The sequence below is a fragment of the Enterococcus spodopteracolus genome, assembly GCF_030441955.1.
GTDB lineage: Bacteria > Bacillota > Bacilli > Lactobacillales > Enterococcaceae > Enterococcus_B > Enterococcus_B spodopteracolus.
Window position 1 is genome coordinate 137,511 of record NZ_JARJHD010000001.1, and the last position, 21,952, is coordinate 159,462.

Sequence of the window (21,952 nt, forward strand, 5' to 3'; positions counted from 1 at the left end):
TTTCATAGAAGGAGCCTTCAACCATTTAATTGGCAGAAGACTCTTTTTTGTTTGTAACTATTTAACGAATACATGCAGTGTTACATCAACCGCTCTAGCTAATAAAATCATTGTGCCAAATTTTAGACTGTTTCAGTCATCTGATTGATTTAGACCTGTAAAGCTACTAGCGGTGATCCCAGTTTTTTATAATTGTTTCATACAACTCAAAAAGTGATGATAATCACTTTTTTGCAAGATTGCTTGTTGAACATCTTCACGATCCATCAACTCTAATAAAAGACTATAGATTTCTTCTGTATCTTCATATTCGTTTTTTTGAATCGCAAAGAGAAAGACAAATCTAACCAAGTCACCATTTCCCCAATCAACGCCATTAGGAATGATTGCCACTGATACAACCGAGCGTTTCGCCATCAATGTCATGGGATGGGGGATAGCTAACCACTCGTTGATATTCGTCTGATTGATTGCTTCTCGTTTCTTCACACTGTCATAAAAATCTTTTGGCACAAAATCTTTTTGGTACAATTGTTGTGCCATTTTCTTTAACAGGGTCTCTTTATCTGCATGATTTTCATGAAGAAAAAATGTTTCTTGAAACAATGAATAGATGCCGTTTTTTGCTTCGCTTAGCGTTTCAATGAACGATTCGATTTTGCTAATTTCCTTGTCTAGTTTGGCCATGTTGATATAAATTGAAGGAACAGAAAACTGCTCTAATGGAACTGTTGTAATTACAAAATCAATCGCAGAAAGATCACATTGTTGTAGCTCAACATAAGAAAAGCGATCAACGACTTCGATCGTTTCTTGATAGTGCTTGATGATTTTCGCTTCAATAATACGGCTCATGGCTCGACCGGTTCCACAAACAAGGATGACGCGATGTTTATGATGATTTCTGAGGGAACTCCTTTCCATAGCACCTGCGATGTGCAAAGCAATATAACCGATCTCATCAGAAGAAAAATAAAAACCATGTTTCATGCTTACCGTTTCTAAATGAGTCAAACATAAATCATAAGCCTGTGGAAAAGATTTTTTGATCGTTGCCAGTAATGGATTGCTGCGGCGTGCATCCATCAGATTCATATTGATAAAACCTTCTATATGAGAAGTCAGATCTTCTATTAGCATCTTATCTGTCTCTAATGCATAGTTTGACGTCTGTTTGATCGCAGTTAGTAATTCTTCGACGATGGCTTTAGCAGTTTCTGTGGAAGAATCGTTTGCATCGCCAGTTTCAACTAAACGTGGTGCATTCATCGCAAGATAGTAAATAAAGTATTGTTTTTCTCCTGCAGTCAATTCTATATCAAATGCCTGATCGATTTCTTCTAAGAAATGACCAACTACTTTCTGAGCGTCTTTTTTGAGCGCAGGCACGTGCAAGGGAAATTCGTTGATCGTATGGCCAGCTATAAAGCGGCTGATTGCTAAAGCAAAATGAGAAAGAATGTTTTTATGATAGTAGTCAGAGTCTAACAAGTCTAAGGATGACAGATGATTTAATGCCAATTCTTGTAAGTGGACTAGATTGATCGTATCAAACAACTCAAGTTCCATTTCTGTAAAACCGATCAAGTACTCTTGTAGATCTTTTTCAATCAACAGATCACTGATAGCCTGACGCTTGGCGAATTCGTTACCCAAGACTTCAAAGCCAATATTTGGACGATTTACTATTTTTAAGTGATAGGTGGCTAAATTGTCTCTAGCCGTTTTTAAGTATGAGTAAAAGGTGTTTTTGCTAATAAATAACCGATCAAGAAAATCATCCAAGGATAAAGGGTTTTCATTCTTGAATAATAGGAAAAGTAGGTAGGTTTGTCGTTCTTCACTAGTGGTTAAAAAGGACTCTGTGGTCGACATACTTTCTGTCCACCAGTCATGAAATTGCTCTTTTGAACCAATGGACAACAAATAGCCTTGCCCTCGAATCAACTTGATGGAGGCTCCCACGTTTGTTAATAAATCATTCAAATTTGCAATGTCTGTCCGAACCGTTCGTTCAGAAATCGAGAAGTTTTTCGTTAGTTCCTTCATTGGTAGCGGCACCGTTTGTCTAATTAATACTTCCAATAAATCATCTAATCGCTGATAAGCAAGTTTTGACAATTGTTTCACCTCCGTGCTCTTCCCCATCATACAATAGAAAGAATAAGAATGAAATGCTTCACTAGTACTGAAAATTTCCAGAAGAGTTGGCAGTCATCTTGGAAAACGCTTTACTAATGATTGCCACTTGAACTGGAAATTTGATGTGTTTACATCGTGTATTAGAAACCGTAAATTAAACGTGTACAGAAAATAAACCACACGAATTACTATGATGGTTTCAGAATAAAGGAAAGGAGCAGATGAGATGGATTTTCAGGAAAAAAATATTCTTTTGAATGTAGCTGTTAGATCAAAAGAAGAACTGTTTCACGTAATTGCGAATCATGCCTATGAATCCGGGATCGTTACCGATGCAGCAGACACATGTGCGGCATTCATTGAACGGGAAGCACAATATTCAACCGGCTTACAAGAAGGCTTTGCTATTCCTCATGCAAAAGCTGAACCGGTTTTGGAACCGACCGTTTTGTTTATTCGCTTAGAACAAGCTATCGAATGGGAAACCTTCGATGATTCTGCAGTCAAAAATGTGTTTGCTTTGATGGTTCCTAAAAAAGATGAAGGAACGGTGCATTTACAAATGTTGAGTCGCCTAGCAACAGCGTTGCTTGAAGAGATATTCATTCAGCAGATTCAACAATCAAAAGATAAAGCTTATTTAGCAGAATTGATCAAAAAGGAAATGATGGGAGAGAAAATCATATGAAAATAGTAGGGATTTCCGCCTGTCCAGCAGGATTGGCACATACACCGATGGCCGCAAAAGCTTTAGAAAAAGCTGGTGTGAAACTGGGCTATGAGGTCAAAATCGAACAGCAAGGTTCGTTAGGGCAAGTCAACGAGATCACTGCAGCAGAAGCAAAAGAAGCAGATTTCTTGCTTTTAGCGACTGATCAAAAAGTTGTTGGGATGGAACGGTTTGAAGGAAAACCGCAAATTCGGGTAAATATCAATACGTGTATCAAAGCACCGGAAGCGGTGCTAAAGAAATGTGTCGCAGCTGTGGAACAAAGAAACGCAAACTAAAGGAAAGAGGCAAGGATGATGAAAAGAGTTCTAGCAGATGTAAAAGGCCACTTGATGAGTGGAATTAGTTTTGTATTGCCGTTGATTATTGGCGCTTCACTAGTTGTTGCCATTCCGAAAATGATTGCTCTTGGTATGGGGATAACAAGCTTAGATCCTTATGCTGGCACTGAAGGCTTTAAACATGCGCTTTATTTGATTGAACAAGTAGGGTGGACAGGAATTGGTTTGATCAATACTGTCTTAGCTGGGTTTATAGCGTATTCTGTTGGAGATAAAGCTGCTTTAGGGGCTGGCTTTATCGGCGGTGCAGTCGCTTCCAGCACAAATGCTGGTTTTTTAGGGGCAGTTATTGCTGGGTTCTTAGCAGGATACTTAGTGAAGTGGGCTAAAGAACATATCAAATTACCGGAGTCATTTGCAGGAGTGATGCCGCTGGTCATTTTACCCTTGATCGCTACATTATCCGTAGCGATCGTCATGGGCGCATTACTCTCTGAGCCATTGGCGTGGATCAATACTAGCTTGGTTGATTGGATTCGAACCATGATTGAAAACGACGTCAACAAAATTTTGCTTGCAGTCATCATGGGGGCAATGATTGGCTCTGACTTAGGGGGGCCTGTAAATAAAGCTGCTTGGATGGCAGGAAATGTTTTATTAGCTGAAGGAGTGTATTTACCAGCAATTATTGTAAATGTTGCGATTTGTGCGGTGCCATTTGGATATGCCCTAGCCACTTTGTTCCACAAAAATCGATTCAATAAAGAGCTATTAGATGCTGGTCGTAATAACTTTATTATGGGCTTCATTGGAATCACAGAAGGAGCAATTCCTTTTACATTAGTCAATCCATTACGGCTCGTACCAATCAACATGTTGGGAGGAGCAATCGCTTCAGGTTTGGGGATCGCGTTAGGAATGTATGACAAAATGCCACCAGTTGGAGGGATCTACGGCTTCTTCACCGTTGGGAACGGTTGGGCGTATTTGATTGGACTATTTGCAGGAGCTGCTTTCATCGGTTTTGTCGCTCCTTTATTTGTGAATTTCAATAAGCAAGAAGAACAAAAAGAAGACATTACGCTCGATGATATCGAATTGAGCTTTGAAAATTGAGTAACAAAGCCGATTAGCTAAATAGTAGTGAAAGAAAAGGCACGAGCAGATGATTTTCTAAGAACGCTTTTAGCTTGTATGACAATGACAAAAACTTGGGTAAGAAAACAAGAGTATTTGAAGAGAAACGATTTTCAAAATTCGAAGTATTTTATGAAAGGAACAAATTATGCGTACCAGATGGTAAAAAATTAAGAAAAATTAATAGGCACGAACGACAACTATCGTTACGTGCCTTTTTTAATCACGGGAGAGGAATGATTGAATGAAAAAAACAGTACATGTCGTACCCCACAGTCATTGGGATCGCGAATGGTATTTTACTACAAGTCGCTCGAAAATCTATTTGATGCACGATTTAAGAAAAGTCATTGAACAACTAGAAAAGGATGATCTCTATGAGAGCTTCATTTTAGATGGACAGGCTTCGCTGTTAGATGATTATTTGAAGTGGCGCCCGCAGGACAAAGAAAGGATTCAACAACTTGTTCAACAAGGGAAGTTGATCATTGGTCCATGGTACACTCAAACCGATCAATTAGTGATCTCGGGAGAAAGCATTGTTCGGAATATGTTATACGGCATGAAAATTTGTGAAGAATTCGGGACATACATGAATGTTGGGTACGTCCCAGATTCTTTCGGCCAAGCAGCCAGTATGCCACAAATCTATCGTGAGTTTGACATCAATGATACGATGTTTTGGCGTGGTGTCAGTGATGACGACGTTAAACATACAGAGTACACATGGCGTGGAGAAGATGGTTCGGTGGTCAATGTCTACCAGATCCCAAGTGGGTACTACATTGGCGGTGCTATTCCTGAACGAGAAGCAGAATTAGCAGAGTTCTTACATCAAGAACCGTTTAAAACGACTTGGGGACGCAGTGCTACGGATCAAGTGTATTTTCCAAATGGTTTCGACCAAGCACCAGTCAGAGAAAATCTTCCAGAATTAGTTGATCGAATGAATCAACTTTATGAGGATGAGTATGAGCTACAGTTTTCAACGATTGAAAAATACATTGCCGCAGTCAAAGAACGCCATCCTGAGTTGGAAGAAATCGCCGGTGAACTGATCAATGGCAAATTGATGCGAATCCATAAAACGATTTTTTCTTCACGTCCTGATTTGAAGGCGATGAACACTCAGATCCAACATTACTTAGTCAATGTCATGGAGCCTATCTTGACGATGGCCATGCAATTAGGCTTTGAGTACCCCGTGGAAACAGTCATAGAGATTTGGAAGTTGATGTTTGAAAATGCGGCGCATGATTCGATTGGTTCTTGTGTTTCTGATACGACCAATGAAGATATCTATATGCGCTATAAGCAAGCGCGAGATATTTCCATGAATCTTGTCGAATTGACTTTACGACAGATTTCTATTGCAATCAATAACCCACAAGCACAAGAAATTACTTTCACGCTCTTCAATACCTATGATACAAGGCGCAATGGGGTCATTGAAGCAGAGGTTTATTTGCCACAAAAAGAGTTTGCGATTCTTGATCAAGCTGGTCAGGCGTTGCCTTATACGATTTTAGAGCTTACCGACCAAACGGAGTATGTTTTGAATCAAGGAAATATTTTGAATCCAGTCAAGGAAATCTATTTGCCGGAGAAAGTCTATAAAGCGAAAATTGCCTTAGAAACGACGGATGTGCCGAGTATGGGGTATACCCAGCTAACGGTTGATTTGAAAGGTGATACAAGCGCACCATTGCAGGATGTCAAAACCAATACGGTTGAAAATGAGTACTATCAGATCACTGTCAATAACAATGGTTCTTTGGATATTCTTGATAAAACCAATCAAGTGCTTTACCAAAACCAAGGAATCATTGAAGAAAATGGCGACGATGGTGATTCATTCAATTATTCACCACCTGTGAAAGATTTTGTGATTTCATCAATTGATGCGCAACCAACGATCACCATTCAGCAATCAGAGATTTATCAGAAAATCCATGTAGCTTACACGTTGAAGGTTCCGAAGGATTTAGCTGAACGTGCAGAAAAGAAAGTCTCATCTTTACTGCCGATCCAATTGACGATTGTGTTGAAAAAACAATCACAACAAATTGATTTCAAATTAACGGTTGAAAACCAACAAGTGGACAGCCATCGGGTATGTGTGCTATTTAATACTGGGATTTCCTCGAAATTTTCACTTGCTGACCAACAGTTTGGTACGTTGGAGCGCCCAGTTGTATTTGAAAAAGAAATGGCCCTTTGGGAAGCCAATAAAGAGCAATGGAATGAGCAACCGATCGCCATAGAAACTTGTCAATCCTTTGTTGGTTTATTCGATGCGTCCCATGGCGTAGCAGTCATGCCTCAAGGGGTACGTGAATATGAGATTGTGGGGGAAGCGTTTGATACGATTCGCTTAACGATTTTCCGGACCTATGGCTTTATGGGGAAAGAGAATCTACTGTATCGTCCAGGGCGTGCTTCAGGAGAATCAGTGATTGAGACACCAGCTGCACAGTGCCATAAAACAATGCATTTTGATTTCTCCATTGCTTACTTTGCTCAGGGATTTGATCAAGCAAATGTTGCACAATGTGCCAAACAAGCAGTAACACCGATCACTCTTTATCAATACGCAGAATTCCTGAATTCCCGATTGATTTTTACTTTGGGATCGGTTGAGCCAACTTTGCCGACAAACTTTAGTCTTTTTGAGATCAATGGTAATTTAACCTTGAGTGTATTGAAAAAGTCGGAAGAGCGTTCAGGCTACATTTTGCGTCTATACAATGGGCTTTTAGATGAAGTGGGGCATGCGACTATCACTTTCAACCATCCAGTGAACGTAGTAGAAATAGTCAATCTAAAAGAAGCTAAGAAAGAAGCACTTCTAGTGGAAAAGAATGCCGTCAATCTTGAAAAGATTGACCACGCAAAATTTGTGACATTGTATGTGGAATGATCGCTACTGAGAAAAAGTGACGCGAAGTAGTGAGTCTGCTTATGAGAGAGAAAAGCGAAAAAGGTTCGTAAGTCGTATGAAAGAACTTACGAACCTTTTTGTTTACTAATGCGAAACAAGCAAGAATCTGACTCTTTTTCAATAAGGACTAATAAGTTGTGCAAAATCAAATCTGGAAAGCGTAACTAGTTAACTTATGTCACGTCCTCATGACTTCAGCACAAAAATAACTGAAAAAAATGGATCGAACTCAAATAAGGGTAACTGGCGCTTGGATCAGAAAAAATAAGGAACCACTGATCCTCACCAATATGGTAAAAGATGGAGTTGAAGTAGAAAATGAAAAGAAAAAGTGTAAGGCTTTGAAATGACTTAAATAGTTACTAAAATCTACTGTACTTTGTTAATAACAAAATCACGAAGTGTAATTAATTTAGTTTAAAGTTAACTGGATAAGGAGTGTGTCTTTTTTGAATCAAAAGGTTCCTAATATTTTTGAAAGATATGGTGGCAATCTATCTTTGAAAGATACCCGAAAAGTGGGAATTCATTTTAAGAATTTAGACTGAAGTATTTTGATTACTGAAAAGATCATAGATTAACTACTTAGAGGCGAAATGTTGGGGGAAAATAGGTAAGTATGGAAGATAATGATAATCATGTAAGCATCTTAATGATCAAGCGGGGATAAGGAATCCCTTTTAAACCTTTTTCAAGGTAATCTAAAAAAGGTTTAAAACAAAAAAGGAACAGCATAAATGTTTTCGAAATGCTTTCGCACCAACATTTACCTGTTCCGTGGGTTTGGCACCCAATGGGCCGTGAGGGGCTCGAACCCGCGACCCGCTGATTAAGAGTCAGCTGCTCTACCAACTGAGCTAACGGCCCGTATGAAAAAGTACTTTATTATAGTAGCACTAAGCATTTTAAAATGCAAGGCACGTACAATAAAAAATCTACGAAAACTTTACTACTTCCTAGAAATTCATTCATAGTTTATTCATAAATGACCGTTATGATAAATGTATCCCAACCAATAAAGTTCTTGCAAAAGAACAACCCATAACACTTTTTCATTTTTTTACTCCTTTTCCCGTCATGAAAATGGCGGGTCTTTTTTTTATTCCAAGAAGAATCTAGAACAATCCTCGTTTAAACGCTTGATATTGATGTTTGATTTTGTTATTAATACATCTAGTTCGAGTAACTAGATTGAATGTTTTTGAAAACTTTGATAAGATGTTAATGAGAACACTAAAGGAGCTTTCATAATGGAAAAAATGCGCCAGCAATTAATTGATTGGGCTGTCAGTATCGAAACGTTTCATTTACCACATTGGGAAGAACTTCCAGACTTGGAGCTATACATGGATCAAGTCAAGACACTAGTAGATCGTCATTTATCACCAGTTATCCAAGGAGAAAAACATCCTTTGTTAACTTCTTCAATGGTTAATAATTATGTGAAACTAGGTTTAGTACCGGCGCCAATCAAAAAGCGATACAACAAACAACATGTGGCATTTCTGATTGCTATCACAACACTTAAACAAGTGTTGACAATTCCTGAAATCAAAGAAGGAATTTTGTTTCAAGGAAAAACAGTGGGCATCCGTGAAGCATACAATCTTTTTTGTGATGAACAAGAAAATGCGATACGAATGGTCAGTCAATTAGCCCAAGGAAAACAACATGAACAATTATTGAATCAAGAACTTCCATTAGAATATGTTGCTGTACGTTCAGCGACGATTTCTTTTGCAATGAAGCTACTAGCAGAAAAAACAATCAGTTTAGAAAGCGAATATTTACAAGAGGCAAAAAAGGAGACAGAAAATGAAGAATAAGATTGCGATTTTAGTAGACTCAGGAACAGATGTGCCACAAGAAATCATCGATATGTACAATATTTATGTGATCCCTTTGAAAATCATTTATAAAGATAGAGAATATACAGATAAAGTCGATATTACTCCTGAAGAGATTTATAAGCGTTTACCTGAGGAAATTCCGGGTACCTCGTTACCTGATGGAGAATCAATCACTAAAATTTTTGATCAAATCAAAAATGATGGCTATGATAAAGTTCTAGCAATCACTATTTCAAGTGGTTTGAGCGGAACGAATAATGTGGTTCGTCTTGTCGCACAAGAACAAGAAGGAATCCAAACACATGTATTAGATACTAAAAATATTGGTATTGGCGCTGGTTTTACAGCAATCCAAGCCGCAAAATGGATCGAAGAAGGCATGGAATGGGACACGCTGATCGATGAATTAGTTGCATTAGCTGAACGCACGAAAGTCTTTTTCAATGTAGCAACACTTGAATACCTGCAAAAAGGCGGACGTATCGGTCTAGTTGCCTCAATTTTAGGAAATGCCTTAAAATTGAATCCTATCATCTCTTGTAATGAAGAGGGCATCTATTATACAGTAGGTAAAGCACGAGGCAGAAAGAAAAGTCTAGACAAAACAATGTCCTATGTGAAAGAAGCTGTCGGGGATGCAAAAGTCTTCAACTTGGCAGTCGCACATGGTGCAGCGGAAGAAGAAGCAATTGAAATGAAGGCTCGCTTTGAACGTGAATTCCCTAATGCCCAAGAGATTTATTTTGGACAAATCTCACCGGCATTGGTGGTCCACACTGGCCCAGGTTTATTAGGGATTGGTGTGCAAATACTTGAAGCATAGTATGATCGAAGCTAAGTGATCATCAAAGAACAGTATTATTTTTTATCTAAAATAATTAGAAAAAAATAGTGGACACTAAAAGAATCGCAAATAGAATCCCGCTCTTTAGAAGTTAGATATTGGTCTGACTTCTCTAGGGCGGGATTTTTTATGGGGAAATTTAATTTTTAAATTTAATGGAACATGCTTCAAGAGTTTTTGGAGAAGAAAAAACACTATTCCGGCATTTTTGATTTTGTATAAAAAATTAGGTTGACCTTAGAATCGCTCTAACCAATATCATTAAAGTAGGCATAGAAATGCGGATCATATCGATTGATCACTATGCCAGTTTATTTTTAGGTAGAAAGAAGGAGTTTAAAAATGAATTATTTAGAATTAAGTGCCCACAGAGAAAATCCAGCAGTAACGATCATGTTAGGGATGCCAAATGACGAGAAAAGTGCTGAAAAATATAAACTAGTATTAAAAAATCTAGTAAAACAGATTATTTTAGAGTTAGAAGAAAGGGAAGCAACAGCGGCGAAAACAACGATTCGTAAAATCGATCAAGTGTTAAAAGACTTTCAACCTACGCATAAAAGAGGAAGCATTGTCTATTTTATTTCGCCAAGCGTCAATGAACAAATCGAAGTACCGTTTGTGTTGGAGAGTCAATTTGTTATTGATGCGTATTTCCATACAAAAGAAATCTTACGAAGTGAAAGTAAAATGAACCATTATTATGTGTTAACGATTGGGATGGATTGTTCACGTCTACTAGAATATGTAGATGATACGCTGATACAAGAAGTGAAAGACGCACATTTCCCAATCAGGAATAAAGGCTACTGGACAAAAGACCGCGTATTGAATTCAATGGGAAGTGTTCAAACGAATTACAAAAAAGAGTTCTTCAAATGGATTGATTCTGAGTTACAACCTTATTTGAATCGTCATCCACGCCCAATCATTTTAGCTGGAACAACAGAAAATATTGCGACATATAAACAGATTTCACATAAAGATGAACTGATTGTTGGAGAAATCTATGGGAACTTTACAGCTGATAGTGGCGAAAATGAGTTGGCGATAGGAGAGCAAGCAAATCAGGTGATTCAAGAATATATTCGTCATCAAAAAGAGACGATACTACACACTATAGTAGGGATGGAAAACCAAGGGCGTGTAGAGCGTGATGTAGCCAATATCTACAGACAAGTAATTAAAGGAAAAGGACAAAAATTGATTGTGGATCACGCCTACTATCAAGAGGCAGTGATTAGAGATCATCAAGTCAAATTAGTAGATATCTCACCGAGTGACGAAGGCTACGTCGAAGATATCGTAAATGAAATCATTTATGAAGTCATGCGTTATGGAGGAGAAGTTATCTTTGCTGAAACAGAAGTATTAGAAAATCAATCGCCGATCCTGCTGCAATTACGCTATTAAAAATCGATTCATACAAATGGTAAACTAGGAAGCTTAGAAGAATAAGGAGATGGCCCAAGCCCAACACTCGGATATATTCGGAGGTTGGGCTTTTTGATGAAAGATAAAGTCTAAAAAGTTTGGAATAGCTAAGAAAACACTCGTAATCTTAAAAGATAGTATAAGATTCTTTTCAAATCAGCCTTGAGGTGTAGGTTATCTTATAGACCTTATAGTACAATGTTTAAAACAGAAAACAGCTACATGGAGGTTATGTATGAAGAAAACAAAACTTATTGCCACTCTCTTGGTCTCAAGCCAAGTTTTACTAGCAACACCAATCGTATTAGCAGACGAGACGGCAACAACGCAAAGTATTGTCCCAATTTCAGGAACGGTTGACTCGACAGTTGCTACGGATTCTTCCGATTCAACAACGACAACCAGCTCTAGTGAACGATTACAGATCAATGCAGTAGCAATTGGTAATGCGTTAACGAAAGAACAAGAAACTTATACATTAGATAAATTAGGGATCAAAGGAGAAACACCGATCTATAAAACGTCCGGTACAGACTTGATGTCCTATATTCCTGACGGTGGTTTTACCAAAGACTGGGCAGTTTACAGTTCTGTACGTATGCAGACGCTCGCTGAAGGCGAAGGGATCACTGTTGATATCGCGACACCAGAAAATATCACACGAATCACAGCCGCTCAGTATCAAAATGCAGCGTTAACAGCTGGGATCACCGATGCAAAATTGACGGTCGCATCTGCAGTACCAATCGATGGTTCAGGTGCTTTAGCTGGTGTGTACAAAATCGTAGAAGAGTCAGGGGGCATCATTAATCAAGACCGTGTCAGCGTGGCTCAAAATGAGATGGCTGTTTTATCGTCTATCACAGAAGAAAACAAAGACAAAGATGGCTATTCCGATGAAGCATTAAATAAAGCACAGGAGCAAGCAAAAGAAGAATTAGCAGCTAAGACTGCTGATGGCAAAGCACTGACACAAGCGGATATTCAAACGACAGTAGAAAAAGCTCTGAAGGATAATGGACTAGAAGATGTAATGACAAGCGATCAAGTCACAGAAATAACTTCGTTGATGAGTGAAATGAAAGATAAAAATATTTTTGAAGACTTCGTGAAAGAATTAGACTTGACTGAGGCAAGCAAGCAAATTCAAGAAAAATCAAAAGGGCTTTGGGAAAATATCAAAGGATTCTTTAGTGGCATATGGGATTCGATCACTGGCATGTTTTCTGGAGACTCTCAATAATCGAAATAGTTTTTTATGTATGAAATATTTGATTTGAGCTACCCTATATGGATCTTTAGTCAATGGAGCAAGAATAAACCGCTATAACTTTTCCGAGTTAGCGGTTTATTTTTATAATCATCTAATTGCATACTTTGATAAGCGACAAGTGGGATTCGTGGAGGTTTGTAGGCATCTGAATCCGCCTGTTCAATCATGCAATTTTTATCAATAACGTCCTATTTTTTTAGAAAGATGAAACCTGATAAGAAATGCGGTATAATAGAGCAGAATGACAATACTAACTAAGAGGTGGCTCTTTATGAAAAAAATACTAGTTGTCGACGACGAAAAACCGATTTCGGATATCGTCAAATTTAACTTAGCAAAAGAAGGCTATGACGTCTATACAGCATATGATGGGGAAGAAGCTTTAGCAAAAGTAGCCGAAGTGGAACCTGATTTGATTTTACTAGATTTGATGTTGCCAAAAATGGATGGCTTAGAAGTGGCTCGTGAAGTACGAAAAACGTTTGATATGCCGATCATCATGGTGACAGCTAAGGATTCTGAAATCGATAAAGTGTTAGGCTTGGAACTGGGAGCAGATGATTATGTGACCAAACCGTTCTCTAATCGTGAATTAGTGGCACGTGTGAAAGCAAATCTTCGACGTGGCGCTTCTGCTACCAAAGAAGTGGAAGAAGTCACACCTTCTGAACTGATCATTGGGGACTTAACGATCCATCCCGATGCGTATATGGTGACGAAACGTGGCGAAACGATTGAATTGACTCACCGTGAGTTTGAACTGCTCTTTTATTTAGCAAAACACATTGGTCAAGTCATGACACGGGAACATTTGTTACAAACCGTCTGGGGCTATGATTATTTTGGTGATGTTCGTACAGTAGACGTGACCGTTCGTCGTTTGCGTGAAAAAATCGAGGATAATCCAAGTCATCCTAGCTATTTAGTTACACGCCGAGGCGTAGGGTATTACTTGCGTAATCAAGAACAGGAGTAATTGGATGAAAGGAAAAGTCCGTTTTTTTCGATCAGTAAACTTCAAAATAGCTATTACATTTATTTTGATTTTACTGATCTCAATTGAAATTATAGGTGCTTATTTTATTAGAGGATTGGAACGTTCAACGATCAATACCTTTATCAAAGATATGAACCAAACAGTCGAAACATTAGCGACAACGATCAGTCCAGAACTGAATGGGAAAGGCAATGAAAGTGCGACTATCGATGATGTCAATGGGAATATCAAACGTTTTATTGAGACCAGTGCTTCAAGTGATATCATTGAGATTCGTGTCGTGGATGAAAAAGGCATCATTCGAGCAACGACAGAGGTAAGCGAACAAGGTTCAGTCGGCAAAAAGAATGATTACGTCGATATGAATGATTTTACAACCAAACGATATGTCGCATTAGATGATGACGGAAAACGAGTAAATATCAATATTCAACCGATTTTGTCCCCGACCGGCGACGCCGTCATCGGGGCTCTTTACGTCAAAAGTGATATCGAACAAAAATATTCAGAAATCAATAATACAGCACTGATTTTCTTTACTGCTTCGTTAATTGCTGCATTCATCTCAATGGTTGTGTCTGTTCTGGTCGCACGTTCCATTACGCAACCGATCGGTGAAATGCGTGAGCAAGCGATCCGCATTGCGCGTGGTGATTATAGCCGTAAAGTAAAGGTCCATGGTCAAGATGAATTAGGTCAGTTGGCTGAAACGTTCAACCAATTAGCAGAACGGATCGAGGAAGCGCAAGATACGATGGAAGCTGAACGAAATCGGTTAGACAGCGTTTTGTCACATATGACAGATGGCGTTATTGCAACCGATCGTCGTGGGAAGATCATTACGATCAATGATATGGCTGTCTCATTATTAGACTTGAAAAAAGAAGAAGCAATCGGACAGTCAATCTTGACTCTTTTAGCAATTGAAGAAGAATACACGTTACGAAAACTGTTAGAAGATCCGAATGAAATGATTTTAGATCGATCAACTGGAGCGAGAGAAGCTGACCAGATGATTTTACGCGTCGATTTTTCGATGATCCGTCGAGAATCTGGCTTTATCAGTGGGTTGGTTGCAGTTTTACATGATGTAACGGAACAAGAGAAAACAGAACGGGAACGTCGTGAGTTCGTATCGAACGTTTCCCATGAGTTGCGTACGCCTTTAACAAGTATGCGTAGTTATATCGAAGCACTGAGTGAGGGTGCTTGGAAGGACGAAGAAGTCGCACCGAACTTTTTAAAAGTGACCTTAGATGAGACCGATCGTATGATCCGCATGATCAATGATCTACTGAATCTATCTCGCATGGATACGGGGAATACTCAATTACAATTAGAATATGTCAATTTTAATGAACTCGTTAATTTTGTGTTAGATCGTTTTGATATGATGGTTGGTAATCAAGAAAAAAATTATACGATCCGTCGAGAATTTACGCAACGAGATCTGTGGGTCGAGATCGACACAGATAAAATCATCCAAGTTATTGACAATATCATGAATAATGCGATCAAATATTCACCCGATGGGGGAACAATTACTTGCCGGTTGCTTGAAACACATAACAATGTGATTTTAAGTATTACAGACCAAGGGCTAGGTATTCCTAAAAAAGATTTGAATCGTGTATTTGAACGTTTTTATCGAGTGGATAAAGCAAGAGCTAGAGCGCAAGGTGGAACAGGATTAGGCTTAGCAATCTCTCGCGAAGTAGTGAAAGCACATCATGGCGCAATCTGGGCAGAAAGTAAGGAGGGAAAAGGTTCAACCTTCTATATTTCTTTACCTTATGAACCGTATGAGGAGGAATGGTGGGAATGAAGATTTCTGAAAAATTTATACGAATTGGTTTGATCTTGATGGTTGCATTAAGCCTGTACTTCTCTTATGCAATTTGGTTGAGTCCAGCAGGGAAAATTTCAATCAACTTAGAAGAGAGCAATTCACAAGTGATTGAATCACAAAGCTATCGTAAAGCATCAGAAATTTATTTGCCTTTACACCTCACATGGTTTCAAACAGATACAGTGAAAGAAACGAATAGTGAGAACCTGATCTCTCAAATACATGGGTTGATCGAAGGTGCTCGTTTTGGCAAGCTGACAGAAGTCGTGGAAGCAGACCAAGAGAAGTTCAATCAAAAGAAGTCTCTCAATGAAGGAATCGAATTCTCTTATAACGCACCTTATCTACTCAGTGGCTATGTGAAAGCATTTGGATTGAATATTGATCTAGGTTCAGTCCAAAATGAAGATGTCTATTTTACGAGTGTCCAATTTGATCTAAAAGACGAAAAAGTTAGTTTTATTGATTATGATCAGCGGACGATTTATGAAGCCAGTCTATCGATGGATTGGAAAGAAATAGAACATGATTTGAATTCTTCAGATGTCAACTGGACACCTGTATTCAGAACGCCAGAAAGTATTGAAACACAGCACAGTATCAAAGAACCAATGAAACTAAAAAAATACAGTTATATCTTATCTCAGCAACCATACACCGTCTTTCGGAATGCTTTTTTTTCCCAGCCAGACACTGTTAAAAACAATGATGAAAGTATGGAATTGATTTTTTATGATGGCAATGAAACAATGACGATCCATTCAGAAAATCAGATCGTCGATTTTAGAGGAGATTTACCGACGATTGATGAACCAAACAATATTTTTACGGACAGTTTTCCTTATGTCAGCAAACTAGGTGGCGCGTTAGGCAATGTTCGATATTTTGATCGTAATAAGAATACAATCGATTATCGTATTTTTGTAGAAGGATTTCCCGTATTTGGTTCAGACAGTAAAGGAAAAGTTGGAATCGAAATCGGTAATGAGCAAGTGAATAATCAAGTAAGTATCCAGACGAGTTTAAATACTATCCAAGTCCCGATTCCTTCAGATGAAGAAGTCGAGTTGCCTAGTACCGACGATGTATATCAGGAATTAGTAGATAATGGGGCAGAAGAATCGAAAATCGAGTTGATTATTGTTGGCTATACATGGCAAAACATCGAAGAAACAAATCGGGTGGTTGATCTATTGCCAGAGTGGTATGTGAAATATCAAGGAGAATGGTATTCTGCAAATGAATTATTGTCCAAACTACCTGAGAAGGAGGCGGAGTAAATATGGATTTCAAAAAAATTGAATGGATTTTCTTCGTCGCCTTTTTAGGATTGAATGTTTTTTTGTTTAGTAGTTACCATGAATCGATCAACCAAGAGCATACGGTAATACGCTCAGATCAGACAGAATCGATCAAAAAACGGTTAGCAAATGATGATATTACTTATACGGGTGATTTTTCTTCAGAAAGTAAGCAAGGATACTATTTAAGTGCGGAAGAAACGGAACTGAGTCAAACGTTGTTCAAGTATCGCCAAGATAATAATCGAGGTAGTTTATTAGAGAGTGGAGTTTCGATCAATGATAATATATTGACTAAAACATTATCGGACTCTGAATCTGAAAGCAAAGTACTTGATCCCAATCGCATAGCAAGTTCACTCAATGACTTTTTGGATAACGAAGAAGATGTTTTATTTGGTAATGAATATATCTATATGAAAAATTTCTCTGTATTAGAAGGTGATTCTCCTGAAATCACAGCGAGCCAAACGTATGAAGGATTGCCATTCTATGATGATACAGCTAAACTTATTTTCTCCCTCGAAAAAAAGGGGGATGAGTATCGCATTTTGAAGTATACTCAAACCCATTTAATGAATATTGAACAGTTGCGAGAAAAAACAGAATTGCATACGGAAGAAGAAGCTATTAATACATTGTATGTAAATAATAAAATCTCTCGAGGATCGAATATCCTTTGGCGTCAGCTGGCTTACTCTCGTATTTTGAAAGTACGAGAGAAAAATGTGTATGTACCGGTATGGTATGTCGCAATTGAAACGCCGGATAAGACCTATCAGATCGAAACAGTCAATGCATTTAGTAATACGATTATTACAAATAATTCGATCCCAAAGGTGGAAGATCATTAAAAAAGTAGGTATAATGAAAAAAGTTTACAAAGTAAGAAGGGAAGTAGTAGTAAAATGGCTGAAGGAAATACAGCTTTTAAAATCAGTATCCTTGCAAGTGGAAGTTCAGGAAACTCATTATATATCGAGAGTGACAAAAAGCGACTTCTGGTAGATGCGGGACTGAGTGGGAAAAAAATTACTTCCTTAATGGCACAAATCGGTCGGACGCCCGATCAATTAGACGGTATTCTTGTGACACATGAACATCGAGATCACATTCATGGGGTAGGTGTTTTGGCGCGTAAGTACCATTTAGATATCTATGCAAATGAAAAAACATGGGAAGCAATGACTCCGATGATCGGAAATGTCCCAATTGAACAAAAACATTTATTTCAGATGGGGAAAGTCCAAACATTTGGCGATTTAGATATCGAGAGTTTTGGTGTTTCTCATGATGCAGCTTCACCACAATTTTATCGTTTCCATAAAGAGAATCGTTCGTTTGTCATGCTGACGGATACAGGTTATTGTAGTGATCATATGCGAGGGATCATTGAAAATGCAGATGGGTACTTGATGGAAAGCAATCATGATCTAGAGATGTTGCGTATGGGGCCTTATCCTTGGAATTTGAAACAACGTATTTTAGGCGATCGTGGTCATTTATCGAATGAAGATGGTGCGTTAGTGATGACTGATGTAATTGGCGATCGTACAAAACGAATCTATTTAGGCCATTTAAGTAAAGAAAACAATATGAAAGAATTGGCCCATTTGACTATGGAAAATATTCTTAAGGAAAAAGATCTAGGTGTGGGATATGATTTCAATGTGTACGACACTGACCCGGATGCTGCAACAGAATTATTTTCAATTTGATCAATCAGTTGTGACGGAAGTGATCAGCTCATAGAAATAAGCGGTAAAGTCCGAAAATTTGAAGGAATTTTTGGGCTTTACCGCTTATTTCATAAGGAGTTACCTCCTGAATACTATTTATTTTATTATAGGGAGTGCCTGATGATGAAAGTCACAGGCTTTTTTTATTATATTACAGTAAACCTTGTTGCAATGCCAATTGTACAATGACAACTAGAGTGTTCATACCAATATGGGTGATCATTGGTGCCCAGATTCGCCCAGTGGATCGGTATAATAAACTAAAGAAAAATCCTAAAAAGAAGTAGACGAGTAAATGCCCATCATTGTGTGCTAATGCAAAGAGCAAGGAACTAACACTTGCACCTATCCAAAAGTTGGTATAGTGACCAACGATGCCAAGAATACTTCGACGAAATACAAATTCTTCCATGATTGGTCCGGCAATAGTTGTAGCAATAATAAAAGCAGGAGTATCTAAAATCAGTTGGATAATATTTTGCGTATTTTCAGATGGAGAGACTTCTCCAAAAAAGAAACTCTCGATCATAACCGCAATACTTTGTAAAATCAGAGCGATAAAGATACCAATGACGCCATATAAAATGATTTTTGAGCGAGAAGCAACTGGAACGTTTGCTTCGATTTCGAGCGGTTCTTTATGCTTGAGGTACAAGAACCACAGAATGATTGCACCTAAGATATACGTAACTGTTGTTGCATTGATCAAACCTGACGTTGAATTTACAAGTCCGACAGATGTCAGAAGTAAAGGCGAGACAAACACTAGTCCGTAACAAAAAATGCTAAAAAAGCTATATTTTTTTAATGACATATGAAACCTCCTTGAGCTAAGAGAAAAGCCAAGTATAACTTTCTTTCTTGCTCTAATAATATAGGAAAAGTAACCTTTCGTTGAACTTTAAGTGAAGAAACTTAGTAGCTTAATCAACTTCTGTGTTACTGAACATGATCCATTATTCATTATACCATATCAAGATGTTTCTCTCTGATCAGTTAGTATTGATCGGCATTTTTACGATCTAAATAAACGGTGTTCAAGAAGCAACACTTCAATAATAAGACAAAAAAATCCAAAATGAAAAAGCTATTTTTGATTTTTCTGTCTTATTACTCAGTGCTGAACGCTTCTTTCACAACCTAGATAAACTGTGTTCAAGAAGCTGACCTTCAACATTAAGCTAGAAAATCAAAAAATATGAGGAGCTATTTTCTGATTTTCCATCTTACTGCTCAGGTCAAAACGCTTCTTTCACAACCTTCTTTAAAAAATTTTTTTCTATGATTTAAAAAGCTTGCAAAAGAATAGGAGAATGAGTATTATTAAAAATGTAGGTTAGCACTCGATGTGATAGAGTGCTAATGGATTCAAAAAAAGAGTTATCGGAGGGATTTATCGTGTTAAAACCATTAGGTGATCGCGTCATCATTGAAGTCGCGCAAGAAGAAGAAAAAACTGTTGGAGGAATCGTTTTAGCTTCATCAGCGAAAGAGAAACCTCAAACTGGAACAGTTGTAGCAGTGGGTGAGGGACGTTTGCTAGAAAACGGCGAAAAAGTTCCTGCAGCTATTAAAGTAGGCGACCAAGTAATGTTTGAAAAATATGCCGGTACAGAAGTGAAATTTGAAGGAACAGAATATTTGATCGTCTCTGGAAAAGATATCATGGCGATTGTTGAGTAAGTACAAAACAAAAATAATTGATGAGGTGACGAAAAAATGGCAAAAGAATTGAAATTTGCAGAAGATGCACGTGCAGCAATGTTACGTGGTGTAGATAAATTAGCAGATACAGTAAAAGTGACATTAGGACCAAAAGGCCGTAATGTTGTTTTAGAAAAATCATATGGTTCTCCGTTGATCACAAATGACGGTGTGACGATTGCAAAAGAAATCGAATTAGAAGATCATTTTGAAAACATGGGTGCAAAATTAGTTTCAGAAGTTGCATCTAAAACAAATGATATTGCTGGAGACGGTACAACGACAGCGACTGTATTGACTCAAGCAATTGTCCGTGAAGGTTTGAAAAACGTCACAGCTGGTGCTAACCCACTAGGTATTCGTCGTGGGATCGAATTAGCCACTAAAACAGCAGTGGAAGAATTACACAACATCTCAACTGTTGTTGACTCAAAAGAGGCTATTGCACAAGTTGCGGCTGTTTCTTCTGGTTCAGAACAAGTGGGCCGTTTGATTGCGGATGCAATGGAAAAAGTCGGCAATGACGGTGTCATCACAATTGAAGAATCTAAAGGAATCGAAACAGAATTAGATGTCGTAGAAGGTATGCAATTTGACCGTGGTTACTTGTCACAATATATGGTAACAGACAACGACAAAATGGAAGCTGTTTTGGAAAATCCATACTTGTTGATCACTGACAAGAAAATTTCAAATATCCAAGATATCTTACCTTTATTAGAACAAATCTTACAACAATCACGTCCTTTATTGATCATTGCTGATGACGTGGATGGCGAAGCATTACCAACATTGGTATTGAATAAAATTCGTGGTACATTCAATGTTGTTGCTGTAAAAGCACCAGGTTTCGGCGACCGTCGTAAAGCAATGTTAGAAGATATTGCTGTCTTGACTGGTGGTACAGTGATTACAGATGACCTAGGATTAGAATTGAAAGATGCAACAATCGAAAACTTAGGAAATGCTTCAAAAGTAGTTGTGGATAAAGACAATACAACAATCGTTGAAGGTTCAGGCGATAAAACAGCTATTGATGCACGTGTTCAATTGATCAAAAACCAAATCGCTGAAACAACTTCAGACTTTGACCGTGAAAAATTACAAGAACGCTTAGCGAAACTTGCCGGCGGAGTAGCAGTCGTAAAAGTCGGAGCAGCAACTGAAACAGAATTAAAAGAATTGAAACTACGTATTGAAGATGCGTTGAACGCTACTCGTGCTGCTGTTGAAGAAGGCATGGTCTCTGGTGGTGGTACAGCATTAGTGAACGTGATCAATAAAGTAGCGATGATCGAAGCAGAAGGTGACGTAGCAACAGGTATCAAGATCGTTACTCGTGCATTAGAAGAACCAATTCGCCAAATTGCTGAAAATGCTGGTTATGAAGGATCAGTTATTGTTGATAAATTGAAAAATGTTGATTTAGGAACAGGATTCAATGCAGCAACTGGTGAATGGGTAAACATGGTGGAAGCCGGAATCGTTGACCCAACAAAAGTAACTCGTTCGGCATTACAAAATGCAGCATCTGTATCTGCATTACTATTAACAACTGAAGCAGTTGTGGCAGATAAACCAGAACCAGCAGCACCTGCTGCACCAGCTATGGATCCATCAATGATGGGCGGCATGATGTAATAACTCCAGAAGAACCTTGTTCAATCAAGGTTCTTCTTTTTTTGTCTTCTTAGAAAAAAAGCATAAATAGGGTAAAATCGAGTGTGTCG

17 protein-coding genes and 1 tRNA gene are annotated in these 21,952 nt (G+C 38.2%); 15 read left to right on the plus strand and 3 right to left on the minus strand.

Annotation, left to right across the window (positions count from 1 at the left end; all coding sequences use genetic code 11):
* Positions 1–186: 186 nt before the first annotated feature.
* On the minus strand, positions 187–2,121 hold the full coding sequence (locus P3R27_RS00640) for a BglG family transcription antiterminator (RefSeq protein WP_034687028.1): 1,935 nt from the start codon (positions 2,119–2,121) through the stop codon (positions 187–189).
* Between the two features lie 247 nt (positions 2,122–2,368).
* On the opposite strand from P3R27_RS00640, the gene P3R27_RS00645 reads away from it, so the two are divergent.
* The 4 genes from P3R27_RS00645 (at position 2,369) to mngB (ending at position 7,210) form a co-directional block, all read left to right on the plus strand.
* Complete coding sequence (locus tag P3R27_RS00645) at positions 2,369–2,830, plus strand: PTS sugar transporter subunit IIA (protein WP_034687026.1); 462 nt, start codon at positions 2,369–2,371, stop codon at positions 2,828–2,830.
* A complete protein-coding gene (locus P3R27_RS00650) occupies positions 2,827–3,150 on the plus strand; it encodes a PTS fructose transporter subunit IIB (protein WP_005225262.1) in 324 nt (107 codons plus the stop codon). The genes P3R27_RS00645 and P3R27_RS00650 overlap by 4 nt, the downstream gene beginning before the upstream one ends.
* 18 nt (positions 3,151–3,168) lie before the next feature.
* Positions 3,169–4,269, plus strand: a complete 1,101-nt coding sequence (locus tag P3R27_RS00655; RefSeq protein WP_034687022.1) for a PTS fructose transporter subunit IIC — start codon at positions 3,169–3,171, stop codon at positions 4,267–4,269.
* A gap of 265 nt (positions 4,270–4,534) precedes the next feature.
* A complete protein-coding gene (mngB, locus tag P3R27_RS00660) occupies positions 4,535–7,210 on the plus strand; it encodes a mannosylglycerate hydrolase (protein WP_034687020.1) in 2,676 nt (891 codons plus the stop codon).
* Positions 7,211–8,025: 815 nt separating this feature from the next.
* Here mngB and P3R27_RS00665 read toward each other — a convergent pair.
* Positions 8,026–8,098: transfer RNA gene (locus P3R27_RS00665), tRNA-Lys, on the minus strand.
* A gap of 383 nt (positions 8,099–8,481) precedes the next feature.
* Between P3R27_RS00665 and P3R27_RS00670 the strand changes: the two genes are divergently transcribed.
* From P3R27_RS00670 to walJ, 9 genes are all read left to right on the plus strand, one after another.
* Complete coding sequence (locus tag P3R27_RS00670; RefSeq protein WP_034687018.1) at positions 8,482–9,057, plus strand: DUF1836 domain-containing protein; 576 nt, start codon at positions 8,482–8,484, stop codon at positions 9,055–9,057.
* Positions 9,047–9,904: a DegV family protein gene (locus P3R27_RS00675; protein ID WP_034687015.1), complete on the plus strand. Its 858-nt coding sequence runs from the start codon at positions 9,047–9,049 to the stop codon at positions 9,902–9,904. Before P3R27_RS00670 ends, P3R27_RS00675 begins: the two co-directional genes overlap by 11 nt.
* Positions 9,905–10,267: 363 nt before the next feature.
* Complete coding sequence (locus P3R27_RS00680) at positions 10,268–11,338, plus strand: baeRF3 domain-containing protein (RefSeq protein WP_034687014.1); 1,071 nt, start codon at positions 10,268–10,270, stop codon at positions 11,336–11,338.
* A gap of 256 nt (positions 11,339–11,594) precedes the next feature.
* Positions 11,595–12,602 (plus strand): DUF1002 domain-containing protein, encoded by a 1,008-nt coding sequence (locus tag P3R27_RS00685; RefSeq protein ID WP_034687012.1) that lies wholly within the window; start codon positions 11,595–11,597, stop codon positions 12,600–12,602.
* Positions 12,603–12,903: 301 nt separating this feature from the next.
* Positions 12,904–13,608 (plus strand): response regulator YycF, encoded by a 705-nt coding sequence (yycF, locus tag P3R27_RS00690; RefSeq protein WP_019723593.1) that lies wholly within the window; start codon positions 12,904–12,906, stop codon positions 13,606–13,608.
* 4 nt (positions 13,609–13,612) lie between these two features.
* Positions 13,613–15,454: a cell wall metabolism sensor histidine kinase WalK gene (gene walK, locus P3R27_RS00695; RefSeq protein ID WP_034687009.1), complete on the plus strand. Its 1,842-nt coding sequence runs from the start codon at positions 13,613–13,615 to the stop codon at positions 15,452–15,454.
* The gene (locus tag P3R27_RS00700; RefSeq protein ID WP_034687007.1) at positions 15,451–16,758 is read left to right on the plus strand and encodes a YycH family regulatory protein; all 1,308 of its coding nucleotides are present in this window, start codon (positions 15,451–15,453) and stop codon (positions 16,756–16,758) included. Before walK ends, P3R27_RS00700 begins: the two co-directional genes overlap by 4 nt.
* 2 nt (positions 16,759–16,760) lie before the next feature.
* Positions 16,761–17,633, plus strand: a complete 873-nt coding sequence (locus tag P3R27_RS00705; protein WP_034687005.1) for a two-component system regulatory protein YycI — start codon at positions 16,761–16,763, stop codon at positions 17,631–17,633.
* Between the two features lie 54 nt (positions 17,634–17,687).
* On the plus strand, positions 17,688–18,497 hold the full coding sequence (walJ, locus tag P3R27_RS00710) for an exodeoxyribonuclease WalJ (RefSeq protein ID WP_034687003.1): 810 nt from the start codon (positions 17,688–17,690) through the stop codon (positions 18,495–18,497).
* 172 nt (positions 18,498–18,669) lie between these two features.
* Here walJ and P3R27_RS00715 read toward each other — a convergent pair whose 3' ends face one another.
* Positions 18,670–19,332, minus strand: coding sequence for a CPBP family intramembrane glutamic endopeptidase (locus tag P3R27_RS00715; protein ID WP_034687001.1), 663 nt, complete (start codon positions 19,330–19,332; stop codon positions 18,670–18,672).
* A gap of 584 nt (positions 19,333–19,916) precedes the next feature.
* Here P3R27_RS00715 and groES point away from each other — a divergent pair.
* Together groES and groL are read left to right on the plus strand one after the other, a co-directional pair.
* Complete coding sequence (gene groES, locus P3R27_RS00720; protein ID WP_019723198.1) at positions 19,917–20,201, plus strand: co-chaperone GroES; 285 nt, start codon at positions 19,917–19,919, stop codon at positions 20,199–20,201.
* A 36-nt stretch (positions 20,202–20,237) separates the two neighbouring features.
* Entirely contained in the window at positions 20,238–21,863 is a 1,626-nt protein-coding gene (groL, locus tag P3R27_RS00725; RefSeq protein ID WP_010736685.1) for a chaperonin GroEL, read from the plus strand.
* Positions 21,864–21,952 lie beyond the last annotated feature (89 nt).